Here is a 23,421-nt window from a genome sequence, read left to right as displayed (position 1 = left end):
ACGTTCGACCCTCAACATCACCAGACGCCGAAACCCCATTCACAACCATCTCAATCCGAGACATCTATAAAACTCCCATATTAATGCTTGTTGCGGCGAGTTAAGCACGCCCCTCCCCGGTTGAGAACCTAAATCTTCGTCCAATGCGAGACGCTGCACCCTGCTGCATCGCCCTTTCGGGCCGCTCGCTCAGGCGCGCGGCTTGGCTGCACGCGGCTGTGGACGAGATGGGATTTCCTTCAACAGGCCCCCAACGCCCATCGCCGCGATATCATCGTCGCTCACACCCAGCCCGCAGATGACGCGCGCCAAAACCCAATCCGCCCCGTTCAAGGCAGGTGACCGGGCGCACCCCGGCAAACCGATCACCGGATGGTCCGCAAAGCTACCTAAAAACAACAGGTTGCCAGGATCTACCGGCATGCCGAAACGCTCAACACGCCCACCCGCCAAACGCACAGCCGCAGGCGCGGTATCGTCGATGTCGGAGGTGGCGGATCCGTTGAGGATCAGGATGAGCTCATCATCACTGTTCAACAGCGCCTGGGACAAGGCCTCCTCTTCATGGGGCACAATCTGCGGATCCGACAGGGTCAGGCCGTAAGCCGCCACCCGATCCGCAATAGCCTTGAGCCCTTTTGATCCGGCACCTCCTTTGATGTCGGTGATGATCAGCCCGACGCTGCGGATCTTTGGCGGCGCGAGCCGGATCGCCGCCTGCGCCAGCGCACAGGCTTCCTGCAACGCGCCTTCCGGCACCGCATAGGAGATGATCTTGATCGTTGCGACCATACCCCCCCCTGCCATCTGCTGAAACGGCGGGACCGTCGCCAGGGTGATCATGGGATGCACCCGGTTGACCGTCTCCAGCGCAGCGACATCCAGCACGGCAACGCCCGGCCCCTGGGCGAGCAGGTTGACCCGCCCGGTGAAGGCCTCCGTCAGGCGCAGATGCTGCCCTGCCGGATCGGGCACCAAGGCCTGCGCCAGCGCCAGGGCGGCGTCATTCTCGATCACGTCGCCCGCTTCCAATCGAGCCACGGTCACCTGATCAATGCCAGCGCCGGTGAGCGCGGCAATGTCATCGGCGGCCAGCACACGCCCCTTGCGCAAGCGTCCGGCAGCGCCAAGAGCGACCGAATGGGCCAGCACCGCGCCTTCGGCCAGGGCGGTCTCGACGGGCCCGAATTTCACGCGCCCTGCCTTAACACACGGGTCATCTCGGCCAGAATCGACACTGCGATTTCCGGTGGGCCCGCCGCCCCGATGTCCAACCCGATGGGGCCGTGAATGCGCCCGATCTGATGCGGTTCAAAACCGGCTTCCGCCAGCCGCTCCAGCCGGGCGGCATGGGTGCGTTTCGATCCCAGCGCGCCGATATAGAACGCATGGGATCGCAGCGCGATATGCAACGCGGGATCGTCAAGCTTGGGATCATGGGTCAGCAACACAACCGCGGTGCGGCTGTCGACGCCAACGTCCTCCAAAGCTTCGTCCGGCCAATCGGGCAGAATGCGCTCCCCGGGAAACCGCGCCTCGGACCCAAAGGCCGCACGCGGATCGACGATATAAGGATCATAGCCCGCAATCCGTGCCATCGGCACCAGCGCCTGTGCGATATGCACCGCGCCAACCACCACCAACCGCAGGGGCGGGTTGTGAATGGCGACAAAGACGTCGCCATCTTCCTCAAACCCGGATCTGTCCATGGCAAAGCGGTCTGCGTAGATATCCGCGACCAACCGCCGTGCGCCGGTTTTGAGATTGGCCTCATAAGCCACCGGATTGCGCGCCGCACGCGCCTGCATAAGGCCTTGCAACACATCCACCGGCAAAACCGGGCCGACCGGCTCCACCAGAATGCGGATGGTGCCGCCACAGGCCAATCCGACGGCAAAGGCATCGCCGTCACTCACTCCATATTCCAGCAGCCGCTGTTCACCTTTCTCCAACGCCTCGGTGGCCTCCAGCACAACGGCGCCTTCCACGCAGCCGCCGGAAACGGACCCCTGCATTTCGCCATCACCGGCAATGACCAACTGCGCGCCCACCCGGCGCGGCGCCGACCCCCAGGTTTCCACCACCGTGGCCAGAACTGCGCCGCGACCCGCCTCATGCCAGGCCAGCGCCTGTTCGGGGGCGTTTTCGAAAATTTCCATACCGTCTCTCCTTATAGGCGACTATTCACCATGATTTTCGGATTGTCTTCCCGAAAACCACACGCTCCCCAGTTGATGATCCTTGCGTGACGCGCGCAATTTGGCATCTTGTCCCCGCCCGCCCCGCCTACTACATCTGGTACAAGACTAAGTTGGAGCCGACCCCATGCCCATGCAAGCCCGCGAAATCGAAGATCTGCTGCGCGAGAGCTTTCCCAATGCCCAGATCACGGTGGAGGGAAACGATGGTGTGCATATGGCCGCCATGGTGGTGGATGAAAGCTTTCGCGGCAAAAACCGGGTGCAACAACAACGCGCCGTCTATGCCGCACTCAAAGGCAAGATGGATGGTTCCAACGGTGAACTGCACGCGCTGGCGCTGACCACCAAGGCGCCTGACTGAGCAAATTCAATTCCGGCGCTGTCCGACATGGACCCAGCGCCCCGCGATCCGAAGGGAAGAAATATGACTGACGCAACCACACAAATTCAGGAAACCATTGGCGCAAGCGACGTTGTCTTGTTCATGAAAGGCACCAAGGAGATGCCGCAATGCGGGTTTTCCAGCCGCGTGGCAGGGGTGCTGAACTACATGGGCGTGGAGTTTTCCGACGTCAATGTGCTCTCAGACGAAGGCATCCGGCAGGGCATCAAGGATTTCTCCGACTGGCCGACGATCCCGCAACTTTACGTCAAGGGCGAGTTCGTGGGCGGCTGCGATATCATCACCGAAATGACCCTGTCAGGCGAGCTGGACACGCTGCTGGAAGAAAACGGCGTGACCTTCGACAAGGACGCGGCCGACAAGATCCGTGAAGCCAACGGGTAACCCCGCGAGCCGTCTGCGATCCGATGTGAGGGGAGCTTTGCGCTCCCCTTTTTTCCGGTCCTGAGGTGCGGGCTCAGCGCTCGACCTTGGTGCACTCCGAATAGACCGGTGTTTCCTGGCCGGAGGACGCATCAAACCACGTGAGCAAAGCCGCGTCGCCCTTCGTCCACCAGACATAACCCGACAGATCTGGCGAGCCTGCATACCGGGCGCCGGATGCCGCCGATGTGGTCTCCAGATTGACCATTTCGCCCTCGACCAGCAGGACAACGACACCGACCCCGGTTTCACCGGAGACATATATCACCGGAACTTCCACCGTCCGTTCGCATCGGTAGATTTCAGCGATCGATGTGGCGGCAGCGGGCATCGCCATCATCATCTGCACCAGGGCCGCGGCGATGATGTGCCCTCGGCGCATCACGCTTTTGCTTTCTCTTCGACCGACGCGGCCAGCGCTTCGGCCCGCGCGGCGAGCTCGGCCAGCGTATCGGTCACGGTTTGCGGCACAACGGGCACTTCGACCCGCTCCGGTGTCGCTGCGGTTTCGCGCAGGTTGGCCAATTCGGCTTCGCGCTCTGTCAGCTTGGCCTGCACCTCTGCCACGCGATCTTCGACACTGGCGGTCTTGTCTGCCAGCATCAGACCCGCCATCAGCAACATCCGCGCCTCTGGCATGCGCCCGGCCTGATCCGATAACACCTGCGCCTCGTCATCCAGCATTTTCGCGGCTGTGTGCAAATAATGTTCTTCGCCCGCCTGGCAGGCCACATCGAACTGGCGACCGCCAATGGTAATTGTCACTTCTGGCATCAGGCGGTCTCCTCTGTCTGGGCATCATTTGCATCAAGCAGCGGCGTGAGGGCCGCGATGATCTCATCCGCCTGCGAAATCTCGGCGGTGCGGGCCGCGCGTAAGGCCTCCAGTTCCGCCATCATCGCCTTGTTGATCAGATGCGGCTCACCAACACCTTCGGCGTTGGCGTTGCGCAGCGCCTCGCAGGCCTCGCTCAATTGCCCGTTGGCCCGACGCAGCCGCTGCAAATCCTCGTCAAATTTGCTCATGCGGCCTGCGGTTTCCTCCGCGCGCGCTTCCAGTTCTTCGAGCGCCTTTGCCTGGCGTTCGCCAAGAGCGCGCACCCGCTCGTTCAACTGTGCATTGACGGTTTTTTCCTCATCAAGCGCCTGCTTCAAGGCCTCGACGCTTTCGCCGCCATCGCCAAGCGCATCCACGCCCTGTGCCACACGGTCCAGGGCCTGCATAATCCGGCTGTTGAGTTCTTCGATTTCGCTCATGCCCACCTCATTTTCCCACATGCGATCCCGCCCGTTTTGTTTCGCGGCTGCCGAATCGCTCTTTCGTCGTTCGAGGTTAACGCTATTCATGTGGCGCAACAAATGCGCCTTTGTTTGGGATCAAGCGCTTGGCGGGCGCTGTTGAAGTCCTCCGTCCGGCAATGGCCTCCCCCGGCTCTTGATCTTTGCGAAGCGACTGTTATGCAGCGCTGAAACCTTGGCCCAAAGGCCTCCAAGCCCCGACCTGGGGCCGCTTCGAACCGACAAAGGATTCTACCTCGTGGATTTAAAAGCCCTCGCTGCCGCCAACCCTGATCACTGGTCGAAAGCCACCGCCATTCGCGCTCTGACGCTGGATGCCGTGGCCGCCGCAAACTCAGGACATTCCGGCATGCCCATGGGGATGGCGGATGTCGCCACCGTGCTCTTTGAAAAGCATCTGAAGTTTGATCCGACACAGCCCAACTGGCCGGACCGCGACCGGTTCATCCTGTCCGCAGGTCACGGCTCGATGCTGCTCTATGCGCTGCTGCACCTCACGGGCTACGCCGATATGACGCTGGAAGAGATCAAGAATTTCCGCCAGTGGGGCTCGCGCACTGCGGGTCACCCGGAATATGGCCATGCTTCCGGCATTGAAACCACCACCGGGCCTTTAGGCCAGGGCATTGCCAATTCGGTCGGCTTCGCCATGGCCGAGGAAATCCAGCGCGCGCAATACGGCAAGAAGGTCATTGACCACTATACCTATGTGATCGCGGGCGATGGCTGTTTGATGGAAGGCGTAAGCCAGGAAGCCATCACACTGGCCGGGCGGCACCAGTTGAGCAAACTGATCGTGCTGTGGGACAACAACAACATCACCATCGACGGGCCGGTCACGCTCTCGGACCGCACCGATCAGGTGGGCCGTTTCAAATCCGCTGGCTGGGCCGTGCTGGAAATCGACGGCCATGATCCCGCGGCCATCGACGCCGCGCTGACACAAGCCAAAAAGGGCAACAAGCCCACCATGGTGGCCTGCAAGACCCATATCGCTCTGGGCCATGCCGCGCAGGATACCTCCAAAGGTCACGGCGCGCTGACGGATGCCGAACAGCTGATTGCCGCGAAAGAGGCCTATGGCTGGAAAACCGGGCCTTTTGAGGTGCCTGCAGAGGTAAAGACTGCATGGGAGGCCATCGGCGCGCGCGGCGCCGAGACGCGGCGCGCCTGGGAGGAGCGGTTCGACACCCTGCCCCGGGGCAAGCGCGAGACCTTCAACCGCGCCTATGCGCTGGAGGCGCCCAAGAAGCTGACCGCCGTGATCAAGGCGTTCAAAAAGCAGATGTCCGAAAGCGCGCTCAAGCTGGCCACCCGTGCAAGCTCCGAAAAGGTGCTGGAAGTTATCAACCCGGTGATGCCGGAGACCGTCGGCGGGTCTGCGGACCTCACAGGCTCCAACAACACCAAAACCGGCGATCTGGGTGTCTTCGACGTCGACAGCCGCGCGGGCCGCTATGTCTATTGGGGCATCCGCGAGCATGGCATGGCGGCGGCGATGAACGGTATGGCGCTGCACGGCGGCATCCGCCCCTATGGTGGCACCTTCATGTGTTTCACCGACTACGCGCGCCCCTCGATGCGTCTGGCGGCCCTGATGAAAATCCCCACGGTCTTCGTGATGACCCACGACAGCATCGGGCTGGGCGAAGACGGCCCGACCCACCAACCGGTCGAGCATCTGGCGATCAGCCGGGCCACGCCGAACACCCATGTGTTCCGCCCCGCCGACACCATTGAAACCGCGGAAGCCTGGGAACTGGCGCTGACCTCGAAAGAGACGCCATCCGTGCTGTCGCTGACACGACAGGGGCTGAGCACCGTGCGCACCGAGCACAAGACCAAGAACCTCACCGCGCAGGGCGCTTATGTGCTGGCCGATGCCGAGGGGAAACGTCAGGCGATTTTGCTGGCCACCGGGTCGGAGGTGGAAATCGCCATGGCCGCACGGGATATCCTGCAGGCGGAAGGGATCGGCACCCGCGTTGTGTCGATGCCCTGCTGGGAGCTCTTTGAGGAACAGGACGAAGCCTACCGCAAGCGGGTCTTGCCGGGCGGTCCGGTGCGTGTGGCCGTCGAGGCGGGTATTCGCTTTGGCTGGGATCGCTGGCTCTTTGGCGAACGCGGGCGGCGTGAAAAATCCGGCTTTGTCGGCATGCATGATTTCGGGGCCTCCGCCCCTGCGGCCACGCTGTACAAGGAATTTGGCATCACGGCGGAAGCTGTTGCAGAGAAGGCAAAATCCCTGATCAAGTAACACGGGGGGTGCCAAGCTCTAGGAATGCGCCGCGATTTCGTGGCGCATTTTCGTTTGCGGCTATCCAACCGCCGACGTCACCGGACCCTCGAACCAGCCCTGAAGTGACCATTACCGACCAATGCCTGCGTGCTGGCGATTTCTGGCCGAAACTGCGCGATTTTCAGCCGAGTTAACACAACCTTAAGTAGTGTTAACTAGACAGGGTGCAGGAGGAGCTTTGATGGTCATTGCCTTTGCCCTGGTGGGCGGCATTTCCGGTTTTCTGTCCGCAATTGTCGCTTTGCTCTTGGGTCACGGCATATGGCAGGCGCTGTTGATCTATTGGCTGGTTGGGACCCTTGCCGCGATCAGCCTGCTGCTGTGTCATATGACGCGGCGGGCCTTGTGCCGGGTTACCCCGGTTGCCAATGAAACGTCAGAGCCTGCCCCGCATCCCAACAGACAGGTCTGAACCGCACCGGGCGAGGCGATTTCAACCGATTGTCTTGCGCAGAATGGGCGTGATGAGTTTCTCTCCCACAGGGATCAACGCAAATCCAAGCGCCAGACCAAAAACGCCATCCATGAAGGCCTTGACCGCCCATTCTCCGACACCGATCAGGTTTTCCGGCAAGGCGTGGCCCACCGCATAGGCCACATCATGGATGAAATGCCCCAGCCAGGGCGCGCCCAGAACTTCGAGCCCGTGCACAATGATGCTGCCGCCGACCCAGAGCATCGCCGCCGTACCAACCACCGTCAGGGTCCACATCACGCCCGGCATCGCCTTGACGATGCCCCGCCCAAGCGCGCGTGTGACGCCCAGACGCCCCGTGCTGGCCAGCGCCAGTCCGGCGTCATCCGCCTTCACAATCAGCGCAACAGCGCCGTAAACCGCGACGGTGATCATGACAGCCACCGCCGCAAGCGTCGCGGCTTCCATCCAGAAATTGCTGGGCGGGATCGCCGCCAGCGCGATGGTCATGATCTCGGCGGAAAGAATGAAGTCGGTCTTGATGGCGCCCGCCGCCTTTTGCTCTTCCAGATGCGCGGGGTCCTTGACCTCGGTTTCCGCGCCGGGATGGTCCTCATGCCCGTGCCCGCCAATGCCCATCGCATGGGCGACTTTCTCAGCCCCTTCAAAGCACAGATAGCAGCCGCCGATCATCAACAGCGGCGTGATCAACCAGGGTGCGAAATTCGACAGCAACAGGCCCACCGGCAGCAGGTACACCAGCTTGTTGATCATGGAGCCCTTGGCAATCCGCCAGATCACCGGCAGTTCGCGGTCCGCTGAAAACCCCTGGACATACTTCGGGGTCACGGCGGCATCGTCGATCACCGCGCCCGCCGCTTTGGCCCCGGCTTTGGCCGCCTGACCGATGACGTCATCCACCGAGGCCGCCGCCACCTTGGCGATTCCCGCCACGTCATCCAACAATGCCAGCAGCCCACTCATCACAATGCCCCTTTTTTCAACATCTGTGCTTTGCGATGACCTAGAGCGCCCGGTCCGGATTGGCAATTGTGGTTAATATGCACGCAATGCGTGTGTGCAACAGTGTGTTGCCGAGGTTTAACGCTAACATTCTGAAAACACGCCGTTTTACGCGTTTCATCAAATTGCGATTAAAGGTATAGAGCCCGCAAATGATCCGAGTGGAGTGCAAGTATGACCATCAGAGTTGGTATCAACGGGTTTGGACGCATCGGACGGTGCACCCTGTCTCACATCGCAACATCCGGCCGCAACGACATTGATGTCGTCGCCATCAATGCCACGGGTCCGCTGGAAACCTCGGCGCATCTGATCAAATACGATTCCGTGCACGGGCGCTTCCCCGGCGATGTGATCGTCGGTGCAAATTCACTGGACCTGGGCCGCGGCCCGATCCGGATGATGTCCACCTACGACATGAACGAGCTGGACTGGGACGGCGTCGATGTGGTGCTGGAATGCACCGGCAAGTTCAACGACGGTGACAAGGCCAAAACCCACATCGACCGTGGTGCCAAGCGGGTGCTGATCTCCGCTCCGGCCAAGCGCGTGGACCGGACCATCGTCTACGGTGTCAACCACCGCGATCTGCTGCCCTCCGATGCGGTGGTCTCCAACGGCTCCTGCACCACCAACTGTCTGGCACCGCTGGCCAAGGTGATGGATGAGGCCATCGGGATCGAACGCGGGATCATGACCACGATCCACTCCTACACCGGCGATCAGCCGACGCTGGACCGTCGCCATGATGACCTCTATCGCGCCCGCGCTGCCGCCATGGCGATCATCCCAACCTCAACCGGTGCCGCCAAGGCTTTGGGCGAAGTGCTGCCAAACCTGGCGGGCAAGCTCGACGGGACAGCCATGCGGGTGCCAACCCCCAATGTCTCCGCCGTCGATCTGACATTTGAGGCACCGCGCGACGTGACGGTAGAAGAAGTCAACGCCGCGTTGCAGGCCGCTGCATCCGGTGCGATGGCGCGGGTGATGGGCTATGATGCCGAGGCCAAGGTCTCCATCGACTTCAACCACACCGAACAAAGCTGCATTGTCGCGCCGGAACAGACCAAGGTTGTCGGCGGTCGTACCGTGCGTGTTCTGGCATGGTACGACAATGAATGGGCCTTCTCTGCCCGGATGGCAGATGTCGCCGTCAGCATGGGGCACCTGGGCTGATCGCACAGGTGCTTGCGGGCGCCTGAACAGGCTGTCATACCCTCACAGGAAACCGACCGCTGAAACAGTCGGTCGGTTTTTCGCAGTGCGACAAGGGTGGCAGGGAACAAGGCGTCATGACCAATAGCATCGCAATCGCGCTTGGGCTGATCCTGATTTGTCTGGTGGTCGTGGACGTCTTCATCTTTGGCACAGAGCATCTTGTTTTTCTTGGAAAAAAGCTGTTTGAGTTGATCGAATGGCTCGCCTTCTGGCGATAAGGCGTGGTTCAGGCATAGGCGAGATTTGGAAGACATTGGATGACACTCAGGCTTGGTATAAACGGGTTTGGCCGCATCGGGCGGACGGTGCTGCGCGTTCTGATGGAAAGCGCGCGCGACGACATGCAGGTGGTGGCGATCAACGACCCCGCCCCGGCAGAGACGCTGGCGCATCTCTTTGAATTCGATTCTGTGCACGGCCCCTATCGCGGCCCGCTGAACTATACCGACGCAGGGCTGGACCTTGGCTATGGCGCCATTCACATGACGTCGGTGCCGGATCCTGAGATGATCACCTGGCCGGATCTGGACATCGTTCTGGAATGCAGCGGGCGCTTCACCGATCCCGTGCGCGCCCGCACGCACCTGCGGCGCGGCGCACGTCGGGTGCTCTTATCGGCACCCGCTAAGGGGGCTGCAAAAACCATCATCCGAGGCGTGAACGACGATTTGATCCTCGCGGACGATCGGCTGATCTCCAACGGCTCCTGCACCACCAATTGTCTCGTGCCCATCGTGAAGGTTCTGCATGACGCTTTCACGATCAAACGCGGGATGATGACCACGGTGCATTGCTATACCAGCAATCAGAGCCTGCATGACACGCCGCACACCGATCTCTACCGTGCGCGAGCGGCGGCACAGTCGATGATCCCCACAACAACCGGAGCCGCGCAAACCTTGGGCGAAGTGCTGCCGGATATGGTCGGGCGCATCACCGGTCAGGCGATCCGCGTGCCCGTGCTGAACGTCTCCTGCATTGATCTGTCGGTGGAGGTCGCCTCATCCACAGATGTGGATGCGGTCAACGCCGCCTTTCGTGCCGCGGCGCGCGGCCCGCTTGCCGGGATTGTTGCGACCACCGACCGGAAACTGGTGTCCTCCGACCTCAAGCAGGCCGCCGCCAGCGCCACTTTCGCCGAAGACCAGACCCGCGTGCAGGACGGCACCTGGGTGCGGGTGCTGGCCTGGTATGACAATGAATGGGGATTTTCCAACCGGTTGCTCGACACGGCCCGCCGGATGGGCGACCTGCTCTAGGCTTTGCCCAGACGCGCCAGCAATTGCGAATTTACCCGTGGGGTGACGAATTTGCTGATGTCCCCGTCCAGCCGGGCAATCTCCTTGACCAGCTTGCTGGCAATGGCCTGATGCTGGGCTTCGGCCATCAAAAACACGGTTTCGATCCCGTCATCCAGCTGCCGGTTCATGCCAACCATCTGATATTCATATTCAAAATCCGCCACGGCCCGCAGACCCCGCACAATAATCTGCGCGTCCACATCGCGGGCGCAGTCGATCAGCAGATTTTCAAAGGGATGCACGAGGATCTCAACCCCGGTCTGCGCGGCCAGGGCGGCGCATTCGGCCTCGACCATCTCCACCCGCTCTTCGAGGTCAAACATCGGGCCCTTGTCACGATTGATGGCAACGCCGATGACCAATCGGTCGACCAGCACGCAGGCCCGGCGAATGATATCAAGATGGCCCAAAGTGATCGGATCAAATGTGCCGGGATAGAGGCCAACGCGCATGTGGTCTCTCCTGTCGTGAGTATTGCGGTGAAACGATCACTTTGATCCCGGGATTGCAAGCGTTTTGACAATGCCGCGGTAACGGATCAGTGGCCCATGATCATGCCTTCGAGGGCGTCTTTTTCCATCGCCAGCTCCATCAGCTTGGCCTTGACCACGTCGCCCAGCGAAATCACGCCAATCAGCCCGCCACCGCTCAACACAGGCATATGCCGAAACCGACCATCTGTCATCTTTTGCAGGACCGCATCGGCGGCATCATCCTGACTGCAGGTCACAAGTTTGGTGGTCATCAGCGTCTCCACCGTATGTGTCAGACACCCGGCCCCCCGGGCACCGATCTCGCGTACGATGTCGCGTTCGGACAGAATGCCGTCCGCCGTGGCCCCGTCACGCGATACAACCACCGTACCAATACGCTTTTCCGAGAGTATTCTGGCCGCCTCGGCGATTGATAATGTGGGGGAAACCGTCACAACGTCTTGCAGCGATTTGGTTTTCAGGATCTGGGACACCAACATGTCGGACCTCCTTGCAACGTGTTGAACACCTCTCCAGCGTCACCGCAAAGCGGCATCAAGTCAAGCCAGCGCTTCCAATCTTGCAACTTCTGCGCGCAGGCGCGCGCTCAGGGCTTCGGCGAAACGGCTCAACCTCGGGTTACGCCGGTCGTCCGCATGCCGGATCAGGTAGAAGGCGCGCTTGAGGCTGATCTGATCGGTGAGGATGCGGCGCACGCCCGGCATCGCGGGCACCGAGAAATCATGCGCAATGCCCACGCCACCCCCCTGCCGGATCCAATTGATCTGCACCGACACCGAATTGGACGCCAGCGGCACACGTTTGATCCCCAAATCGCTCAGATAATCGAGCTCCCGGTCGAAAATCATATCCGGGATGTAGCCGACAAGCCGATGATCGCCGAGGTCATCGATGTGTTGAATGGGCGGGTGCGCTGCCAGATAGCTCTCGGAGGCCGCCAGGTGCAAATGGTAGTCGGACACCTTCTGCACAACCAGACGCCCCGCCGTGGGCGCGCTCACTGCGATGGCCATATCCGCCTCGCGCCGCGACAGGTTGAACACCCGCGGCAGGGCCACGATCTGAATGTCGAGATCCGGGTTTTCGTCCGAAATCGCGGCGCAAACCTGCGGCAACAGGTAATTCGCACTGCCATCCGGCGCGCCGATCCTGATCTGCCCTGACAGCTGGTCACTTTGCGCGGGCAGTTCAGCAATGGCGCTGCGCATGGCACGCTCCGCCGTCTCGGCGCGCGACAGCAGCGAGGCCCCGGCATCCGTCAGCGTATAGCCCTGCGGCGATTTGGCGAAGAGCGTGGCCTGCAAGGTGGCTTCCAACCGTTGCATGCGGCGCCCGACAGTCGCCGGATCGAGCCGCAGCACCTTGCCCGCGCCTGACAGGGTTTCTTCGCGCGCGACGGCAAGAAACAAACGCAGATCATCCCAATTCGTTTGCAAACCGTCGATCTCCCAGTTGCGCCGCTGGCCGTGTCTGTCGCGCGTCAGAAGCCGGAGACGCCACCGGAACACCAGCAGATCTTGCAAAAACGCAAAATAACTTTGCCACCTTGCCCCTTTCGCCTTGGTTTTTGCAAGACTATCATCACCCCCAATCGCGTTTTCAAAGGTCGGTGCACAGACAAGGGCCTGCGCATCGGCGCTACCACAACAGTCCTGCAACTCGGAGAGATTGATGCAAGAACTCACCCACTACCTGAACGGTCAGCATGTCAAAGGCACATCCGGTCGTTTTGCCGATGTCATGAACCCGGCCACCGGCGAGGTGCAGGCCCAATGCCCGCTGGCCTCCAAGGCCGAGGTCGAACAGGCGGTGGCCTTTGCCGCAGCGGCGCAGCCTGCCTGGGCCACGGTGAACCCGCAGCGCCGTGCCCGCGTCATGATGAAGTTCGTGGATCTGCTGAACCGGGATATGGACAAACTGGCAGAGGCGCTCAGCCGTGAGCATGGCAAGACCCTGCCTGACGCGGCGGGCGACGTGCAGCGGGGCCTTGAGGTGGTGGAATACTGCATTGGCGCGCCACAGCTACTGAAAGGTGAATACACCGACAGCGCAGGCCCCGGCATCGACATGTATTCGATGCGCCAGGCGCTGGGGGTGACCGCAGGCATCACGCCCTTCAACTTCCCTGCCATGATCCCGATGTGGATGTTTGCGCCCGCCATCGCCTGCGGCAATGCCTTCATCCTGAAACCCTCCGAGCGGGACCCTTCCGTGCCCCTGATGCTGGCGGAACTGATGGAAGAAGCCGGTCTGCCCAAGGGGATCCTGCAGGTGGTCAATGGCGACAAGGAAGCGGTCGATGCCATCCTCTATGATCAGACGATCCAGTCCATCGGCTTTGTCGGCTCCACGCCGATTGCCGAATACATCTATGGCACCGGCTGCGCGCAGGGCAAACGCGTCCAGTGCTTTGGCGGGGCCAAGAACCACATGATCGTCATGCCCGATGCCGATATGGATCAGGCCGCCGATGCGTTGGTCGGCGCAGGCTATGGGGCTGCCGGGGAGCGCTGCATGGCCATTTCGGTGGCCGTTCCGGTCGGTGATGAAACCGCCGACCGTCTGATTGAAAAACTGGTCCCGCGCATCGAAAAACTGAAAGTGGGCCCCTACACCGCTGGCAAGGATGTGGACTATGGCCCTGTGGTGACCGCCGCGGCCAAGGCCAATATCGAGCGGTTGGTGCAGACCGGGATCGACCAGGGCGCCAAGCTGGTCGTTGATGGCCGTGATTTCAACCTGCAAGGCTATGAGGACGGGTTCTTTATCGGGCCACATCTTTTTGACAATGTGACCAAGGACATGGACATCTACAAATACGAGATCTTTGGCCCCGTGCTGTCGACCGTCCGCGCGCAAAGCTATGAAGAGGCGCTGGGGCTGGCGATGGACCACGAATACGGCAATGGCACCGCGATCTTCACCCGCGACGGCGACGCGGCGCGTGATTTTGCCAACCGGGTCAACGTCGGCATGGTCGGGGTGAACGTGCCGATCCCGGTGCCGCTTGCTTACCATACCTTCGGCGGCTGGAAGAAGTCGGTGTTCGGCGATCTGAACCAACACGGGCCGGACGCCTTCAAGTTCTATACGCGCACAAAAACAATCACATCGCGCTGGCCATCAGGCATCAAGGAAGGCGGCGAGTTCTCTATCCCTGTGATGGAGTAAGCGCGCTCTCAGTTCGTCGAGACACAAAGCAAAAGCGGCTCCGAAAAGAGCCGCTTTTTTACTTTCCAAACTTCCGAATGGGTGCTCAGGCCGCTCTCTTGCGATGGCGCATCCCCATGAGACCACCGACACCGACCAGCAACATCCAGCCCGCCGCCGGCAGCGGCACCGCACTTACTTTTTCAATCTCCGCATTGATGATCAGGCGGCTGGTGCCATGCTCATCTGTCCGCCATTTGGTCTTGCCATTCTTCTGACGCAGCGCACCATCACCGTCGAGGGAGACAGAGAAGCTCTTCAGCGTGATCCCTTTCCCGAGAACGAAGGGTAATGCCAGATCAAAATCGTCAAATTGCGTGATGACCGCAAGATCGCTGGGATCGATCGCATTGTTGGCGGAGGTGTCGATCTTAAGTTTGACCGTATCATTTGTCGTCTGATCCAGCGGGTCGTCCAGGTCCAGCTGCAGATTTGCAAAGACACGGAACAGATCATCAAAATTATACCAGGTCGCGTTGAACCATTCCAGCGCGCCAATCTGGTAGGAATTGGTGCCCGACTGGAGGCTGTGGCTGAACGAATAGTCCAAAATCTCCATCTTGCTTTTTCCGGGGCGCCCCCAGGCGATGCTGGAGGTTCCGATGCCGGTCAGCGAGCCGGAGCCATCAAATCCATTGGCCCGCAGAAAGGTGCCGCTGGTGCTGCCAGAAAACGTCGCCGCCTGGGCGGCCCCCGTCAAGAATGTCACAGCAGTCAAGCCAATTACTAAATGCTTAATACTCATTTTCAAACGCCTCTTTATCAAAAAAACTGCGTGACATTCTGGGGCACTCAATACGCCACTGACTACGGGGGCATGTCTAACATGAGCGGATTTCCGCTGCAATTGATTTTCCTAAAATTTTCTATTTTGGATAGTTTATCCCTTTTTTTCATGCAGATATGCGGCGGCAGCAACGCTCGGAAGGATTACTTTCAGGGACGCTACAAGCATATCGGCGAAAATCCACGCAGATTAAGAATCCTTTTGATGCCCTTTTCGGTAGCCAACAGCCCGGCAATTTCCAGATGCGCCACGCTGGCCCTGCGCCGGAATAAATCTGGCACAGCGGGTCGTCATTCGGTTGCTGTAGCCAAAGCGCTCCCGTATTGAAACGGATATGCAAGACGTCCTGATCCGCACCATCGGCCGCACGGGCCGTATCACCCTGAACCGGCCCTCCGCCTTGAATGCCATGACCTATGATATGTGTCTGGCGATTGAGGCCGCATTTGAGGCGTGGCGCGACGATCCGGGTGTGGTGCAGATCGTGCTTGATGCCGCCGGAGATCGTGCCTTTTGCGCGGGCGGCGACATCGCCGAGCTTTACGAGACCGGAACGCAGGGCAACTTTGCCTACGGTCAGAAGTTCTGGGCCGATGAGTATCGGCTGAACGCGAAAATCTTCCTCTACCCCAAGCCGGTGATCTCATTCCTTCAAGGCTTCACCATGGGCGGCGGCGTCGGCATCGGTTGTCACGGATCACACCGGATCGTTGGCGAAAGCAGCCAGATCGCGATGCCGGAATGTGGCATCGGGCTGGTCCCGGATGTGGGCGGCTCGCTGATGCTGGCCCTCGCGCCAGGGCGTTTGGGCGAATACCTTGGGACGACGGCTGCGCGCATGTCTGCAGAGGACGCGATTTTGGCGGGGTTTGCGGATATCTATATCCCGCAGGAAAAATGGCCTGACCTGATCACCCAGCTTGAAGAAGGCGGGACACCGGGCCTATTGAACGCAGCAGCGGAAACCCCGCCCGAAGGCACACTTGCGGCACATCTGGAACATATCGATCAGCATTTTGCAGGTGAAAGGCTGGGCGATATCCTGACCACGCTGCGCGAAGATGGCAGCGATTTCGCACGACAGAGCCTGAAACACCTCAGCCGGAACAGCCCCCTGTCGATGGCCTGCACAATCGAGATGATCCACCGCCTGCGCGGCCCCTCGCTGACCATCGCCAAGGCGTTGGACCTGGAATACCGGTTCACCTATCGCGCGATGGAGCACGGTGATTTTCTGGAAGGCATTCGGGCAGCGATCATCGACAAGGATCGCGCGCCCAAATGGCAATTCAGTGATCAGAAAGTACCCGCAGCGGCTGTAAGCAAGATGCTGATGCCCTTGGGAAAAAACGCATTGAAACTGGAGGGGACAGAGATGGAAGCGCTGAACGTTGGATTTGTCGGATTGGGCAATATGGGCGCCCCGATGGCGGCCAATCTCGCCAAAGCAGGCTGTGAGGTGCGCGGGTTTGACACCGCCGGAACCAGTGCGGAAGGCGTGCAGATGGTCGCCTCTGCCGCAGAGGCGGCGACGGGGGCGGATGTTGTGCTCACCATGCTGCCAAACGGCGCGATTTTGCGTAACGTCGCCGCGGAAATCCTACCTGCGATGAAACCCGGTGCCTTGCTGCTGGATTGCTCTACCGTGGATGTCGAAAGCGCGCGCGATGTGGCCGCTCAGGCCGAAGCCTCAAAGCTGCTCTTCGTGGATGCGCCGGTCTCAGGCGGGATTGGTGGCGCAGCCGGCGGCACGCTGACCTTCATGGCGGGGGGCACAACCGCGGCATTCACCAAGGCACAGCCGCTTTTCGACATCATGGGGCAAAAGGCCGTGCATTGCGGAGATGCGGGTGCAGGTCAGGCCGCAAAAATCTGCAACAACATGATCCTTGGTGCCACGATGATCGCCACCTGCGAGGCCTTTGCCTTGGCGGATAAACTCGGGCTCGACCGACAGAAAATGTTTGACGTGGTCAGCACGTCATCGGGCTACAGCTGGACCATGAACGCCTATTGTCCTGCCCCCGGCGTTGGCCCGCAAAGTCCGGCAGACAATGACTACACCCCCGGATTTGCGGCCGAATTGATGCTCAAAGACCTCGGGCTGTCACAGCAAGCCGCAGAGGCGGTCGATGCCGATACCCCGATGGGCGCACTGGCGCATGCGCTTTACGCCAGATTTGTCGAAGACGAGGATGGCATGGGCAAGGATTTTTCAGCGATGTTGCCACGGTTTTCGGCGCGGGGCAGAACATCATAGGTCGCAAACAGACGCATCGATGGATCGGGTCGCGGTAAGCTGCGGTGAGATCACAGAGAGCTGGTATGCCCAAACCCTTTCACGAATTTGCCGCCAACCTGACCTACGATGACCTGACTGAGCCGGTCCTGCAGGTCCTCAGGCGATCCTTTCTCGATACCATGGGGGTGGCGGCGGTGGCCTCGACCACGACTATGGCCGGTATTGCCCGAGAGGGCGCGATGGCGCTCTTTGGCACCGGACAGGCTGGCAGCAGCCGCATCCTGATGCACGGCGCGCGCGTCAGCCCTGCAGGGGCGGCCATGGCGGGGGCGTTCACCGTTGACAGCGTGGACGCGCATGACGGCACCTCCCCTTGCAAGGGTCACGCGGGCTCCGCCGTTTTCCCCGCTCTTCTGGCGATGAGCGACGTTCAGGACGGGCTGCAGGGCGCTGATTTTGCAACGCTTTTGGCGATGGCCTATGAGGTCAGCTATCGCGTGGGCCTGGCCCAACACGCGACCTGTGCGGAATATCACACCTCCGGCACCTGGACGGCTGTGGGTGTCGCCACCGCCTGCGCCCGCGCACTGGACTGTACGCCAGACCAGATACGTCATGCGGCGGGGATTGGAGAATACCACGGCCCGCGCAGCCCGATGATGCGCTGCATTGATCACCCGACCATGCTGCGGGACGGGGTGGGCTGGGGCGCACCTTCGGGTGTCACGGCAGCCTATCTCGCTCAGATGGGTTTCACCGGTGCGCCAGCCTTGACCTGTGAAGACGCGCCCGCGTTCTGGGAGGATCTTGGCACGGCTTGGCGTCTGGTCACAGACACGCATTACAAACCCTACCCCTGCTGCCGCTGGGCTCATCCCGCCATCGATGCAGCACGGGATTTGATGCAAGAGCACAAACTGCATCACAGCCAGATTGCAGGGGTCGATATCCGAACCTTCCACAACGCCATCCGGTTGGCCGGGCATCACCCTGCAACGCCAGATGAATTCGCCTATGCCATCGCCTTTCCGGTGGCCACCATGATCGTGCGCGGACAGGTCGGGGTGCCGGAACTGACCGAAAGCACTTTGCAGGATGCCGATATCCTGCGGGTCAGTGGTGCCACTCGATTGATTGAGGATGACCACTTTACAGCCATCAGCGAGGGCAAAAGATGGGCGCAGGTCACGCTAAGGCTCATGGACGGCACCGAAGTGTCATCGCCCCCGCGCACACCGCGCGGCGACACCGATCTGCCGCTGTCGGACGCGGAGATTTCAGAAAAATTCCACCTTTTTGCCGATCCGGTTCTGGGCACCAGGCGCGCTGGCGAGATCGAGGCGCTCTGCGCAGAGTTTGATACACTCGCCGCAGATGATTTCGCGCGGCTATGTGATCTGTGCCTTGAACCGGCGGTCTAGCGACCCGCCCGCCGCCGCATGCCCAGTGCCTCTCGCCACCTACTCCGCAGCAACCTTTCGACGGGACTGCAACATCGGTTTCAGGTACTTTCCGGTGTAGCTTTCGGCTACCTCCGCCACCTGTTCCGGGGTGCCGGTGGCGACGATCCGACCACCACCATCGCCGCCTTCAGGCCCGATGTCGATGATATGGTCGGCGGTCTTCACCACGTCCAGGTTGTGTTCGATCACGATGACCGAATTACCCTGATCCACCAACTCGTGCAGCACTTCCAACAGCTTGCGCACATCCTCGAAATGCAGCCCTGTGGTGGGTTCATCCAGAATGTAGAGCGTCCGCCCGGTGGAGCGTTTGCTCAATTCTTTCGACAGCTTCACCCGCTGCGCTTCCCCGCCCGAGAGCGTGGTCGCCTGCTGGCCCACCTTGATGTAGCCGAGCCCCACACGCATCAGCGCATCCATTTTCTCGCGAATTGACGGTACTGCCTGGAAAAACGCCTGCGCGTCTTCAACCGTCATGTCCAGAACGTCTGCTATGCTCTTACCTTTAAAGGTAACTTCCAGCGTCTCACGATTGTAGCGCTTGCCCTTGCAGGTCTCACATTCCACGTAGACGTCGGGCAAAAAGTGCATCTCGATCTTGATCACACCATCGCCCTGACAGGCCTCACAGCGCCCGCCCTTGACGTTGAAGCTGAAGCGTCCGGGCTTGTAGCCGCGCGTTTTGGCCTCCGGCAGCCCGGCAAACCAATCGCGGATTGGCGTGAAGGCCCCGGTATAAGTCGCGGGGTTTGACCGCGGCGTGCGCCCGATGGGACGCTGATCAATATCGATGACCTTGTCGAGATGCTCCAGCCCTTTGATGGTCTCACAGGGGGCGGGCGTCTGGCGCGCGCCGTTGAGCCGCATCGACGCGGTCTTGAACAGGGTCTCAATCGTCAGCGTGGATTTGCCACCGCCCGACACGCCCGTCACGCAGACAAATTTGCCCAACGGGTAATCAACCGTCACGTTTTGCAGGTTGTTGCCGGTCGCCTTGATCACCTGAACCTTCTTCTTGTTGCCCTTGCGGCGGGTGGCTGGCACCGGGATTTCCCGGGTCCCGGTCAGGTACTGGCCCGTGATGGACTCGGTGTCGCCCGCAATCACATCTGGCGTGCCATGGCTAACCACCTGTCCGCCATGCACCCCGGCGCCCGGACCGATGTCAAAGACATAATCCGCCTCACGAATTGCTTCTTCATCATGTTCGACCACGATCACGGTATTGCCCTGATCGCGCAGGTTTTTCAGGGTGAGCAACAGGCGGTCGTTATCGCGCTGGTGCAGGCCGATGGAAGGCTCATCGAGTACGTAAAGAACACCCGTCAAGCCCGACCCGATCTGGCTGGCCAGCCGGATACGCTGGCTTTCACCGCCCGAGAGCGTACCTGCATTGCGGCTGAGCGTCAGATATTCAAGGCCCACGTTGTTGAGGAATCCGAGCCGTTCGCGGATTTCCTTGAGGATCGCACGGGCGATCTCGTTTTTCTGCACGGTGAGATGATCCGGAACGGTCTCGCACCAGTCAAAGGCCTCGCGGATCGACATCTGAACAACCTCGCCGACATGCAGCCGCTGCTCCGGCGCACCATCGACCGGTCCGATCTTGACGGCCAGCGCCTCTTCGCGCAGGCGGAAACCGCCGCAGGTGCCGCAGGAGCGGTTGTTCTGGTACCGTTCGAATTCCTCGCGAATCCAGTTGCTGTCCGTCTCGCGGTAGCGGCGCTCCATATTCGGGATCACGCCTTCGAACACGCGGGTCACCTGATAGACGCGCCCGCCCTCATCATAGCGGAAGGCGATCTCTTCCTCACCAGAGCCATAGAGAAAGACCTGCTGCACCTTCTTGGGCAGGTCCTTCCACTTATCGGTCTGTTTGAACTTGTAGTGTTTCGCAATGGCTTCAATGGTTTGCAGAAAATACGGGCTCTTGCCCTTGCGCCAGGGGGCCAGCGCACCATCGGCGATTTTCAGGTTCTGATCCGGCACCACAAGGCGCTCGTCAAAGAACAACTCCACCCCCAGGCCGTCACATTCCGGGCAGGCCCCAAAAGGTGCGTTGAAGGAGAAAAGGCGCGGCTCGATCTCCGGGATCGTGAAGCCGCTGACCGGACAGGCGAATTTTTCCGAGAAGGTTGTGCGCTCCGGGTCGCCGTCGCTGGGGGCAGTCTCCAGAATGGCGATGCCATCGGCGAGGTCAAGCGCGGTGCGCAGGCTGTCGGCCAACCGCGTTTCCAGCCCTTCGCGGACCACGATCCGGTCCACCACCACATCGATGTCGTGGCGGAATTTCTTGTCGAGCGTGGGCGGTTCGTCCAGTTCGTAGAACTCCCCATCCACCTTAACCCGCTGGAACCCCTGCTTGCGCAGCTCCAGAAATTCCTTGCGGTATTCGCCCTTGCGGTCCCGGATGATCGGGGCGAGCAGATAGGCGCGGGTCCCCTCCTCCATCGCCATCACACGATCCACCATATCCTGCACCTGCTGCGCCTCGATGGGCTTGCCGGTGGCGGGCGAATAGGGCGTGCCGACACGGGCGAACAGCAGCCGCATATAGTCGTAGATTTCGGTGACCGTGCCGACGGTGGAGCGTGGGTTCTTGGAGGTGGTTTTCTGCTCAATCGAAATCGCGGGCGAGAGACCGGCGATATGATCCACATCCGGTTTCTGCATCATGTCGAGGAACTGACGCGCGTAAGCGCTGAGCGATTCGACATAGCGGCGCTGGCCCTCGGCATAGATCGTATCGAAGGCCAGCGAGGACTTGCCCGAGCCAGAAAGCCCAGTGATCACAACCAGTTGGTCGCGCGGAATATCCACGTCGATGTTCTTGAGGTTATGCTCGCGCGCGCCGCGCACTTCGATATGTTTTAACTCGGCCATCAGGCACCCCCGTGTAACGTGCTAGACATAGGCCCATTGCGCGCATTAGCCAATGAAAAAATGAGAACAAAAGGTAAACTTTAGCGATGACGGCGGCGGCGGGCCAAGAGAAGATGCGCGCAGCCCCCAAGGACAAAGGCGCAGCCCGCCAAAAGCGGCAATCCCGCATAGCCGATGGCCCCGGAAGTCATCGCCATGACCGGCGTGCCCAGGGTATTGCCGACATTGCCCATCTGGGCCACCGCGCCATTGGCCTGCGCCTGCGTTGCCGGGGTGTGGTTCAGCTGTGGGACGGCGGCAAAGCTCGCGCCCTGGATCAAACCCATCGTAGCGGCGAGCATCAAGCAGCCCATGGGATCACCCGGGATCGCCCAGAGCCAGATCATGGTCATCGCACTCCCCGCGAAACCGATCAGGATAACGGAAACGGCGGAAATGACGCGCAGCAGGGCAACGCCCAGGGTCATCGAGATCAGGATGCTGGTCAGGGGCATCGCGCCCATGACAAAGGCGCGGCTGTCCTCGGCGATGAAGGACGGCAGAACCGTCAGGATGGAGACAAAACAGAAGGTGTAGAAAAGCCAGCCGATGGCAGGCGCTGAAATCGCAGGGGAGCGGTAGATCGTCAGGTGGTCGCGCAGAATTTGCCCCGGTGATAGCGCAGAGGCTGGGGTGTCAAGTGTGAGCGCGCTCAGCCGGGTCCCGAGATAGAGCGCGAAAACCGCCATGTAGAGCGCATGCGCCGTCAGCAACGCCGGCAGGCCCTGCCAGGCCACCAGCGGCAAACCGGCCCAGGCGAGTACCGCGAAGGCGACCCCAAAGAACGTGCCCCAGAGCGTCAAGGCAAGACCTCGATCCTTGGGTGCGCAGATCTGCGCAATCAGCGTGGGCGCCGCCACGACAAGGCCCAGATGCGACAACCCTTCCAGCGCGCGGCTGAAGAGCAGCCATGGCAGCGGCGGCAAAAACGCCTGAAACGCGGAGAGCGCGGCCCCGGCCCAAAGCGCCCAGAGCAGCGCGCGGCGATAACGAATGCGCGCGACCATCAGCCCGGCCGCAACGCCGAAGAAAATGCCCAGCAGCCCCACGATGGACACCACAAAACCCAGAGCCGCGCCCGCATCGGGGTAAATCGCGGGCAGTTGATCGAAAGTGGCGCTGAACTTGCCATATTGAGCAGCGGCACCAAGGCCCGCCCCCCAAAGCGCAAGAACGAGGCCCCAGGGGGTTCTCTGCATCGTCGTTCTCCTCGGTGTCTGCATGACAGAGCGGGCTTGGGCGCGCAATTGGAGATACGGTTCACCCTAACGTGAAAGCTGCCCGCTTTCCCTCGCGTCGCCTCGCACTTAGGTGAGCCCTGCACGATCACCACAAGGAAAAGAGCGGCCTGCCATGACATTACCCCTGTACATCACTGTACCCCTGTACATCACTGTCGCAGCCGTCATTTTGGGCGTTTTCCTCCCCCTCCGCTGGGGCGTGTTCGGGTTTCTCGGCGCGGCAGCCCTGCTCTTTACCCTGCAGGCGGGCATTCAGACGGCATCCGGTTTCGAAGGCACAAGCATCGAAGAGAGCTTGCTTTTGTTCAACGGCTCCTGGGGCGCCTATCTGGGGTTCAACGCCCAAATCACCTACCGCAGCTTTGCACTGCCGCTTTTGGTCATGGCGGCGGGCGTTATTTTCAGAATGGCAAGGACGGCGCACACGCGCGTGTGACGCCCCGACCTATATCGTTAAGCAGATCATTTTGAGGTCTTGCCT

At 60.8% G+C, this 23,421-nt stretch carries 24 protein-coding genes and 1 pseudogene; 13 read left to right on the top strand and 12 right to left on the bottom strand.

The window, feature by feature from the left end; genetic code table 11:
* Positions 1-189 precede the first annotated feature (189 nt).
* Together Q1A20_RS19990 and Q1A20_RS19985 are read right to left on the bottom strand one after the other, a co-directional pair.
* Positions 190-1,194 carry a molybdopterin-binding protein gene (locus Q1A20_RS19990; protein ID WP_299739209.1) on the bottom strand — a complete coding sequence of 335 codons (1,005 nt, stop codon included), beginning with the start codon at positions 1,192-1,194 and terminating at the stop codon, positions 190-192.
* Positions 1,191-2,159: an XdhC family protein gene (locus Q1A20_RS19985; RefSeq protein ID WP_299739211.1), complete on the bottom strand. Its 969-nt coding sequence runs from the start codon at positions 2,157-2,159 to the stop codon at positions 1,191-1,193. Before Q1A20_RS19985 ends, Q1A20_RS19990 begins: the two co-directional genes overlap by 4 nt.
* 166 nt (positions 2,160-2,325) lie before the next feature.
* On the opposite strand from Q1A20_RS19985, the gene Q1A20_RS19980 reads away from it, so the two are divergent.
* Together Q1A20_RS19980 and grxD are read left to right on the top strand one after the other, a co-directional pair.
* A complete protein-coding gene (locus Q1A20_RS19980) occupies positions 2,326-2,562 on the top strand; it encodes a BolA/IbaG family iron-sulfur metabolism protein (protein ID WP_298971552.1) in 237 nt (78 codons plus the stop codon).
* Positions 2,563-2,625: 63 nt separating this feature from the next.
* Positions 2,626-2,988 carry a Grx4 family monothiol glutaredoxin gene (grxD, locus tag Q1A20_RS19975; protein ID WP_298971550.1) on the top strand — a complete coding sequence of 121 codons (363 nt, stop codon included), beginning with the start codon at positions 2,626-2,628 and terminating at the stop codon, positions 2,986-2,988.
* 73 nt (positions 2,989-3,061) lie between these two features.
* On the opposite strand, the gene Q1A20_RS19970 is transcribed toward grxD, so the two are convergent.
* Genes Q1A20_RS19970 through Q1A20_RS19960 form a run of 3 tightly spaced genes read right to left on the bottom strand, consistent with a single transcriptional unit; the run spans position 3,062 to position 4,283 of the window.
* Positions 3,062-3,409 (bottom strand): MliC family protein, encoded by a 348-nt coding sequence (locus tag Q1A20_RS19970; RefSeq protein WP_299739214.1) that lies wholly within the window; start codon positions 3,407-3,409, stop codon positions 3,062-3,064.
* Positions 3,409-3,801 (bottom strand): cell division protein ZapA, encoded by a 393-nt coding sequence (locus Q1A20_RS19965; protein ID WP_298971546.1) that lies wholly within the window; start codon positions 3,799-3,801, stop codon positions 3,409-3,411. The genes Q1A20_RS19970 and Q1A20_RS19965 overlap by 1 nt, the downstream gene beginning before the upstream one ends.
* Positions 3,801-4,283, bottom strand: coding sequence for a hypothetical protein (locus Q1A20_RS19960; protein ID WP_298971544.1), 483 nt, complete (start codon positions 4,281-4,283; stop codon positions 3,801-3,803). Before Q1A20_RS19960 ends, Q1A20_RS19965 begins: the two co-directional genes overlap by 1 nt.
* A 280-nt stretch (positions 4,284-4,563) precedes the next feature.
* Here Q1A20_RS19960 and tkt point away from each other — a divergent pair, with 280 nt between their 5' ends.
* Positions 4,564-6,582, top strand: coding sequence for a transketolase (gene tkt / locus Q1A20_RS19955; RefSeq protein WP_299918311.1), 2,019 nt, complete (start codon positions 4,564-4,566; stop codon positions 6,580-6,582).
* A 223-nt stretch (positions 6,583-6,805) separates the two neighbouring features.
* Positions 6,806-7,036, top strand: coding sequence for a hypothetical protein (locus tag Q1A20_RS19950; RefSeq protein WP_299409037.1), 231 nt, complete (start codon positions 6,806-6,808; stop codon positions 7,034-7,036).
* A gap of 21 nt (positions 7,037-7,057) precedes the next feature.
* Here Q1A20_RS19950 and Q1A20_RS19945 read toward each other — a convergent pair whose 3' ends face one another.
* A complete protein-coding gene (locus Q1A20_RS19945; protein ID WP_299409034.1) occupies positions 7,058-8,023 on the bottom strand; it encodes a DUF808 domain-containing protein in 966 nt (321 codons plus the stop codon).
* 213 nt (positions 8,024-8,236) lie between these two features.
* Here Q1A20_RS19945 and gap (Q1A20_RS19940) point away from each other — a divergent pair, with 213 nt between their 5' ends.
* The 3 genes from gap (Q1A20_RS19940) (at position 8,237) to gap (Q1A20_RS19930) (ending at position 10,539) form a co-directional block, all read left to right on the top strand.
* Positions 8,237-9,238, top strand: coding sequence for a type I glyceraldehyde-3-phosphate dehydrogenase (gene gap, locus Q1A20_RS19940; protein ID WP_299918310.1), 1,002 nt, complete (start codon positions 8,237-8,239; stop codon positions 9,236-9,238).
* A 116-nt stretch (positions 9,239-9,354) separates the two neighbouring features.
* On the top strand, positions 9,355-9,498 hold the full coding sequence (locus tag Q1A20_RS19935; RefSeq protein WP_299918308.1) for a hypothetical protein: 144 nt from the start codon (positions 9,355-9,357) through the stop codon (positions 9,496-9,498).
* A 39-nt stretch (positions 9,499-9,537) separates the two neighbouring features.
* Complete coding sequence (gap, locus tag Q1A20_RS19930) at positions 9,538-10,539, top strand: type I glyceraldehyde-3-phosphate dehydrogenase (RefSeq protein ID WP_299918306.1); 1,002 nt, start codon at positions 9,538-9,540, stop codon at positions 10,537-10,539.
* Here gap (Q1A20_RS19930) and coaD read toward each other — a convergent pair.
* The 3 genes from coaD to Q1A20_RS19915 all read right to left on the bottom strand — a co-directional run bounded on the left by coaD (position 10,536) and on the right by Q1A20_RS19915 (position 12,511).
* The gene (gene coaD, locus Q1A20_RS19925; RefSeq protein ID WP_299409028.1) at positions 10,536-11,033 is read right to left on the bottom strand and encodes a pantetheine-phosphate adenylyltransferase; all 498 of its coding nucleotides are present in this window, start codon (positions 11,031-11,033) and stop codon (positions 10,536-10,538) included. The genes gap (Q1A20_RS19930) and coaD overlap by 4 nt on opposite strands.
* 86 nt (positions 11,034-11,119) lie before the next feature.
* Positions 11,120-11,554, bottom strand: coding sequence for a CBS domain-containing protein (locus tag Q1A20_RS19920; protein WP_298971527.1), 435 nt, complete (start codon positions 11,552-11,554; stop codon positions 11,120-11,122).
* Positions 11,555-11,614: 60 nt separating this feature from the next.
* Positions 11,615-12,511 (bottom strand): LysR family transcriptional regulator, encoded by an 897-nt coding sequence (locus Q1A20_RS19915; protein WP_299918318.1) that lies wholly within the window; start codon positions 12,509-12,511, stop codon positions 11,615-11,617.
* Between the two features lie 235 nt (positions 12,512-12,746).
* Between Q1A20_RS19915 and Q1A20_RS19910 the strand changes: the two genes are divergently transcribed.
* Complete coding sequence (locus tag Q1A20_RS19910) at positions 12,747-14,246, top strand: CoA-acylating methylmalonate-semialdehyde dehydrogenase (protein ID WP_299409026.1); 1,500 nt, start codon at positions 12,747-12,749, stop codon at positions 14,244-14,246.
* An 85-nt stretch (positions 14,247-14,331) separates the two neighbouring features.
* Here the strand turns inward: Q1A20_RS19910 and Q1A20_RS19905 are convergent, their stop codons facing one another.
* Positions 14,332-15,132 carry a choice-of-anchor K domain-containing protein gene (locus Q1A20_RS19905; RefSeq protein ID WP_299918303.1) on the bottom strand — a complete coding sequence of 267 codons (801 nt, stop codon included), beginning with the start codon at positions 15,130-15,132 and terminating at the stop codon, positions 14,332-14,334.
* Between Q1A20_RS19905 and Q1A20_RS19900 the strand changes: the two genes are divergently transcribed.
* The 4 genes and pseudogenes from Q1A20_RS19900 to Q1A20_RS19890 all read left to right on the top strand — a co-directional run bounded on the left by Q1A20_RS19900 (position 15,112) and on the right by Q1A20_RS19890 (position 18,735).
* Positions 15,112-15,399 (top strand): hypothetical protein, encoded by a 288-nt coding sequence (locus Q1A20_RS19900; protein ID WP_299409022.1) that lies wholly within the window; start codon positions 15,112-15,114, stop codon positions 15,397-15,399. The genes Q1A20_RS19905 and Q1A20_RS19900 overlap by 21 nt on opposite strands.
* Before the next feature lie 7 nt (positions 15,400-15,406).
* Positions 15,407-16,423: pseudogene (locus Q1A20_RS26150) on the top strand (enoyl-CoA hydratase/isomerase family protein); the annotation flags it as partial.
* Positions 16,406-17,332: a 3-hydroxyisobutyrate dehydrogenase gene (gene mmsB, locus Q1A20_RS26145; protein ID WP_367180944.1), complete on the top strand. Its 927-nt coding sequence runs from the start codon at positions 16,406-16,408 to the stop codon at positions 17,330-17,332. The pseudogene Q1A20_RS26150 and the gene mmsB, both read left to right, overlap by 18 nt.
* Positions 17,333-17,397: 65 nt before the next feature.
* Positions 17,398-18,735: an MmgE/PrpD family protein gene (locus tag Q1A20_RS19890; protein ID WP_299918299.1), complete on the top strand. Its 1,338-nt coding sequence runs from the start codon at positions 17,398-17,400 to the stop codon at positions 18,733-18,735.
* A gap of 39 nt (positions 18,736-18,774) precedes the next feature.
* Here Q1A20_RS19890 and uvrA read toward each other — a convergent pair whose 3' ends face one another.
* Positions 18,775-21,660 carry an excinuclease ABC subunit UvrA gene (gene uvrA / locus Q1A20_RS19885; RefSeq protein WP_299918296.1) on the bottom strand — a complete coding sequence of 962 codons (2,886 nt, stop codon included), beginning with the start codon at positions 21,658-21,660 and terminating at the stop codon, positions 18,775-18,777.
* An 80-nt stretch (positions 21,661-21,740) separates the two neighbouring features.
* Positions 21,741-22,898 (bottom strand): MFS transporter, encoded by a 1,158-nt coding sequence (locus Q1A20_RS19880; protein ID WP_299918294.1) that lies wholly within the window; start codon positions 22,896-22,898, stop codon positions 21,741-21,743.
* A gap of 154 nt (positions 22,899-23,052) precedes the next feature.
* Here Q1A20_RS19880 and Q1A20_RS19875 point away from each other — a divergent pair, with 154 nt between their 5' ends.
* Positions 23,053-23,376 carry a hypothetical protein gene (locus Q1A20_RS19875; protein ID WP_299918291.1) on the top strand — a complete coding sequence of 108 codons (324 nt, stop codon included), beginning with the start codon at positions 23,053-23,055 and terminating at the stop codon, positions 23,374-23,376.
* Positions 23,377-23,421 lie beyond the last annotated feature (45 nt).

The organism is uncultured Roseobacter sp., from assembly GCF_947501835.1.
Lineage (GTDB): Bacteria > Pseudomonadota > Alphaproteobacteria > Rhodobacterales > Rhodobacteraceae > Roseobacter.
Note: the sequence above shows the minus strand (reverse complement) of the source record. Positions and strands in the feature narration are given on the sequence as shown.

What these genes read in the sequence shown, in the direction of transcription:
- Q1A20_RS19985 (WP_299739211.1), bottom strand. Translation starts at nt 2,159, where the DNA reads ATGGAAATTTTCGAAAACGCCCCCGAACAGGCGCTGGCCTGGCATGAG.
- Q1A20_RS19980 (WP_298971552.1), top strand. Translation starts at nt 2,326, where the DNA reads ATGCCCATGCAAGCCCGCGAAATCGAAGATCTGCTGCGCGAGAGCTTT.
- grxD (WP_298971550.1), top strand. Translation starts at nt 2,626, where the DNA reads ATGACTGACGCAACCACACAAATTCAGGAAACCATTGGCGCAAGCGAC.
- Q1A20_RS19970 (WP_299739214.1), bottom strand. Translation starts at nt 3,409, where the DNA reads ATGCGCCGAGGGCACATCATCGCCGCGGCCCTGGTGCAGATGATGATG.
- Q1A20_RS19965 (WP_298971546.1), bottom strand. Translation starts at nt 3,801, where the DNA reads ATGCCAGAAGTGACAATTACCATTGGCGGTCGCCAGTTCGATGTGGCC.
- Q1A20_RS19960 (WP_298971544.1), bottom strand. Translation starts at nt 4,283, where the DNA reads ATGAGCGAAATCGAAGAACTCAACAGCCGGATTATGCAGGCCCTGGAC.
- Q1A20_RS19950 (WP_299409037.1), top strand. Translation starts at nt 6,806, where the DNA reads ATGGTCATTGCCTTTGCCCTGGTGGGCGGCATTTCCGGTTTTCTGTCC.
- Q1A20_RS19945 (WP_299409034.1), bottom strand. Translation starts at nt 8,023, where the DNA reads ATGAGTGGGCTGCTGGCATTGTTGGATGACGTGGCGGGAATCGCCAAG.
- gap (WP_299918310.1), top strand. Translation starts at nt 8,237, where the DNA reads ATGACCATCAGAGTTGGTATCAACGGGTTTGGACGCATCGGACGGTGC.
- Q1A20_RS19935 (WP_299918308.1), top strand. Translation starts at nt 9,355, where the DNA reads ATGACCAATAGCATCGCAATCGCGCTTGGGCTGATCCTGATTTGTCTG.
- gap (WP_299918306.1), top strand. Translation starts at nt 9,538, where the DNA reads ATGACACTCAGGCTTGGTATAAACGGGTTTGGCCGCATCGGGCGGACG.
- coaD (WP_299409028.1), bottom strand. Translation starts at nt 11,033, where the DNA reads ATGCGCGTTGGCCTCTATCCCGGCACATTTGATCCGATCACTTTGGGC.
- Q1A20_RS19920 (WP_298971527.1), bottom strand. Translation starts at nt 11,554, where the DNA reads ATGTTGGTGTCCCAGATCCTGAAAACCAAATCGCTGCAAGACGTTGTG.
- Q1A20_RS19910 (WP_299409026.1), top strand. Translation starts at nt 12,747, where the DNA reads ATGCAAGAACTCACCCACTACCTGAACGGTCAGCATGTCAAAGGCACA.
- Q1A20_RS19900 (WP_299409022.1), top strand. Translation starts at nt 15,112, where the DNA reads ATGAGCGGATTTCCGCTGCAATTGATTTTCCTAAAATTTTCTATTTTG.
- mmsB (WP_367180944.1), top strand. Translation starts at nt 16,406, where the DNA reads ATGCCCTTGGGAAAAAACGCATTGAAACTGGAGGGGACAGAGATGGAA.
- Q1A20_RS19890 (WP_299918299.1), top strand. Translation starts at nt 17,398, where the DNA reads ATGCCCAAACCCTTTCACGAATTTGCCGCCAACCTGACCTACGATGAC.
- uvrA (WP_299918296.1), bottom strand. Translation starts at nt 21,660, where the DNA reads ATGGCCGAGTTAAAACATATCGAAGTGCGCGGCGCGCGCGAGCATAAC.
- Q1A20_RS19880 (WP_299918294.1), bottom strand. Translation starts at nt 22,898, where the DNA reads ATGCAGAGAACCCCCTGGGGCCTCGTTCTTGCGCTTTGGGGGGCGGGC.
- Q1A20_RS19875 (WP_299918291.1), top strand. Translation starts at nt 23,053, where the DNA reads ATGACATTACCCCTGTACATCACTGTACCCCTGTACATCACTGTCGCA.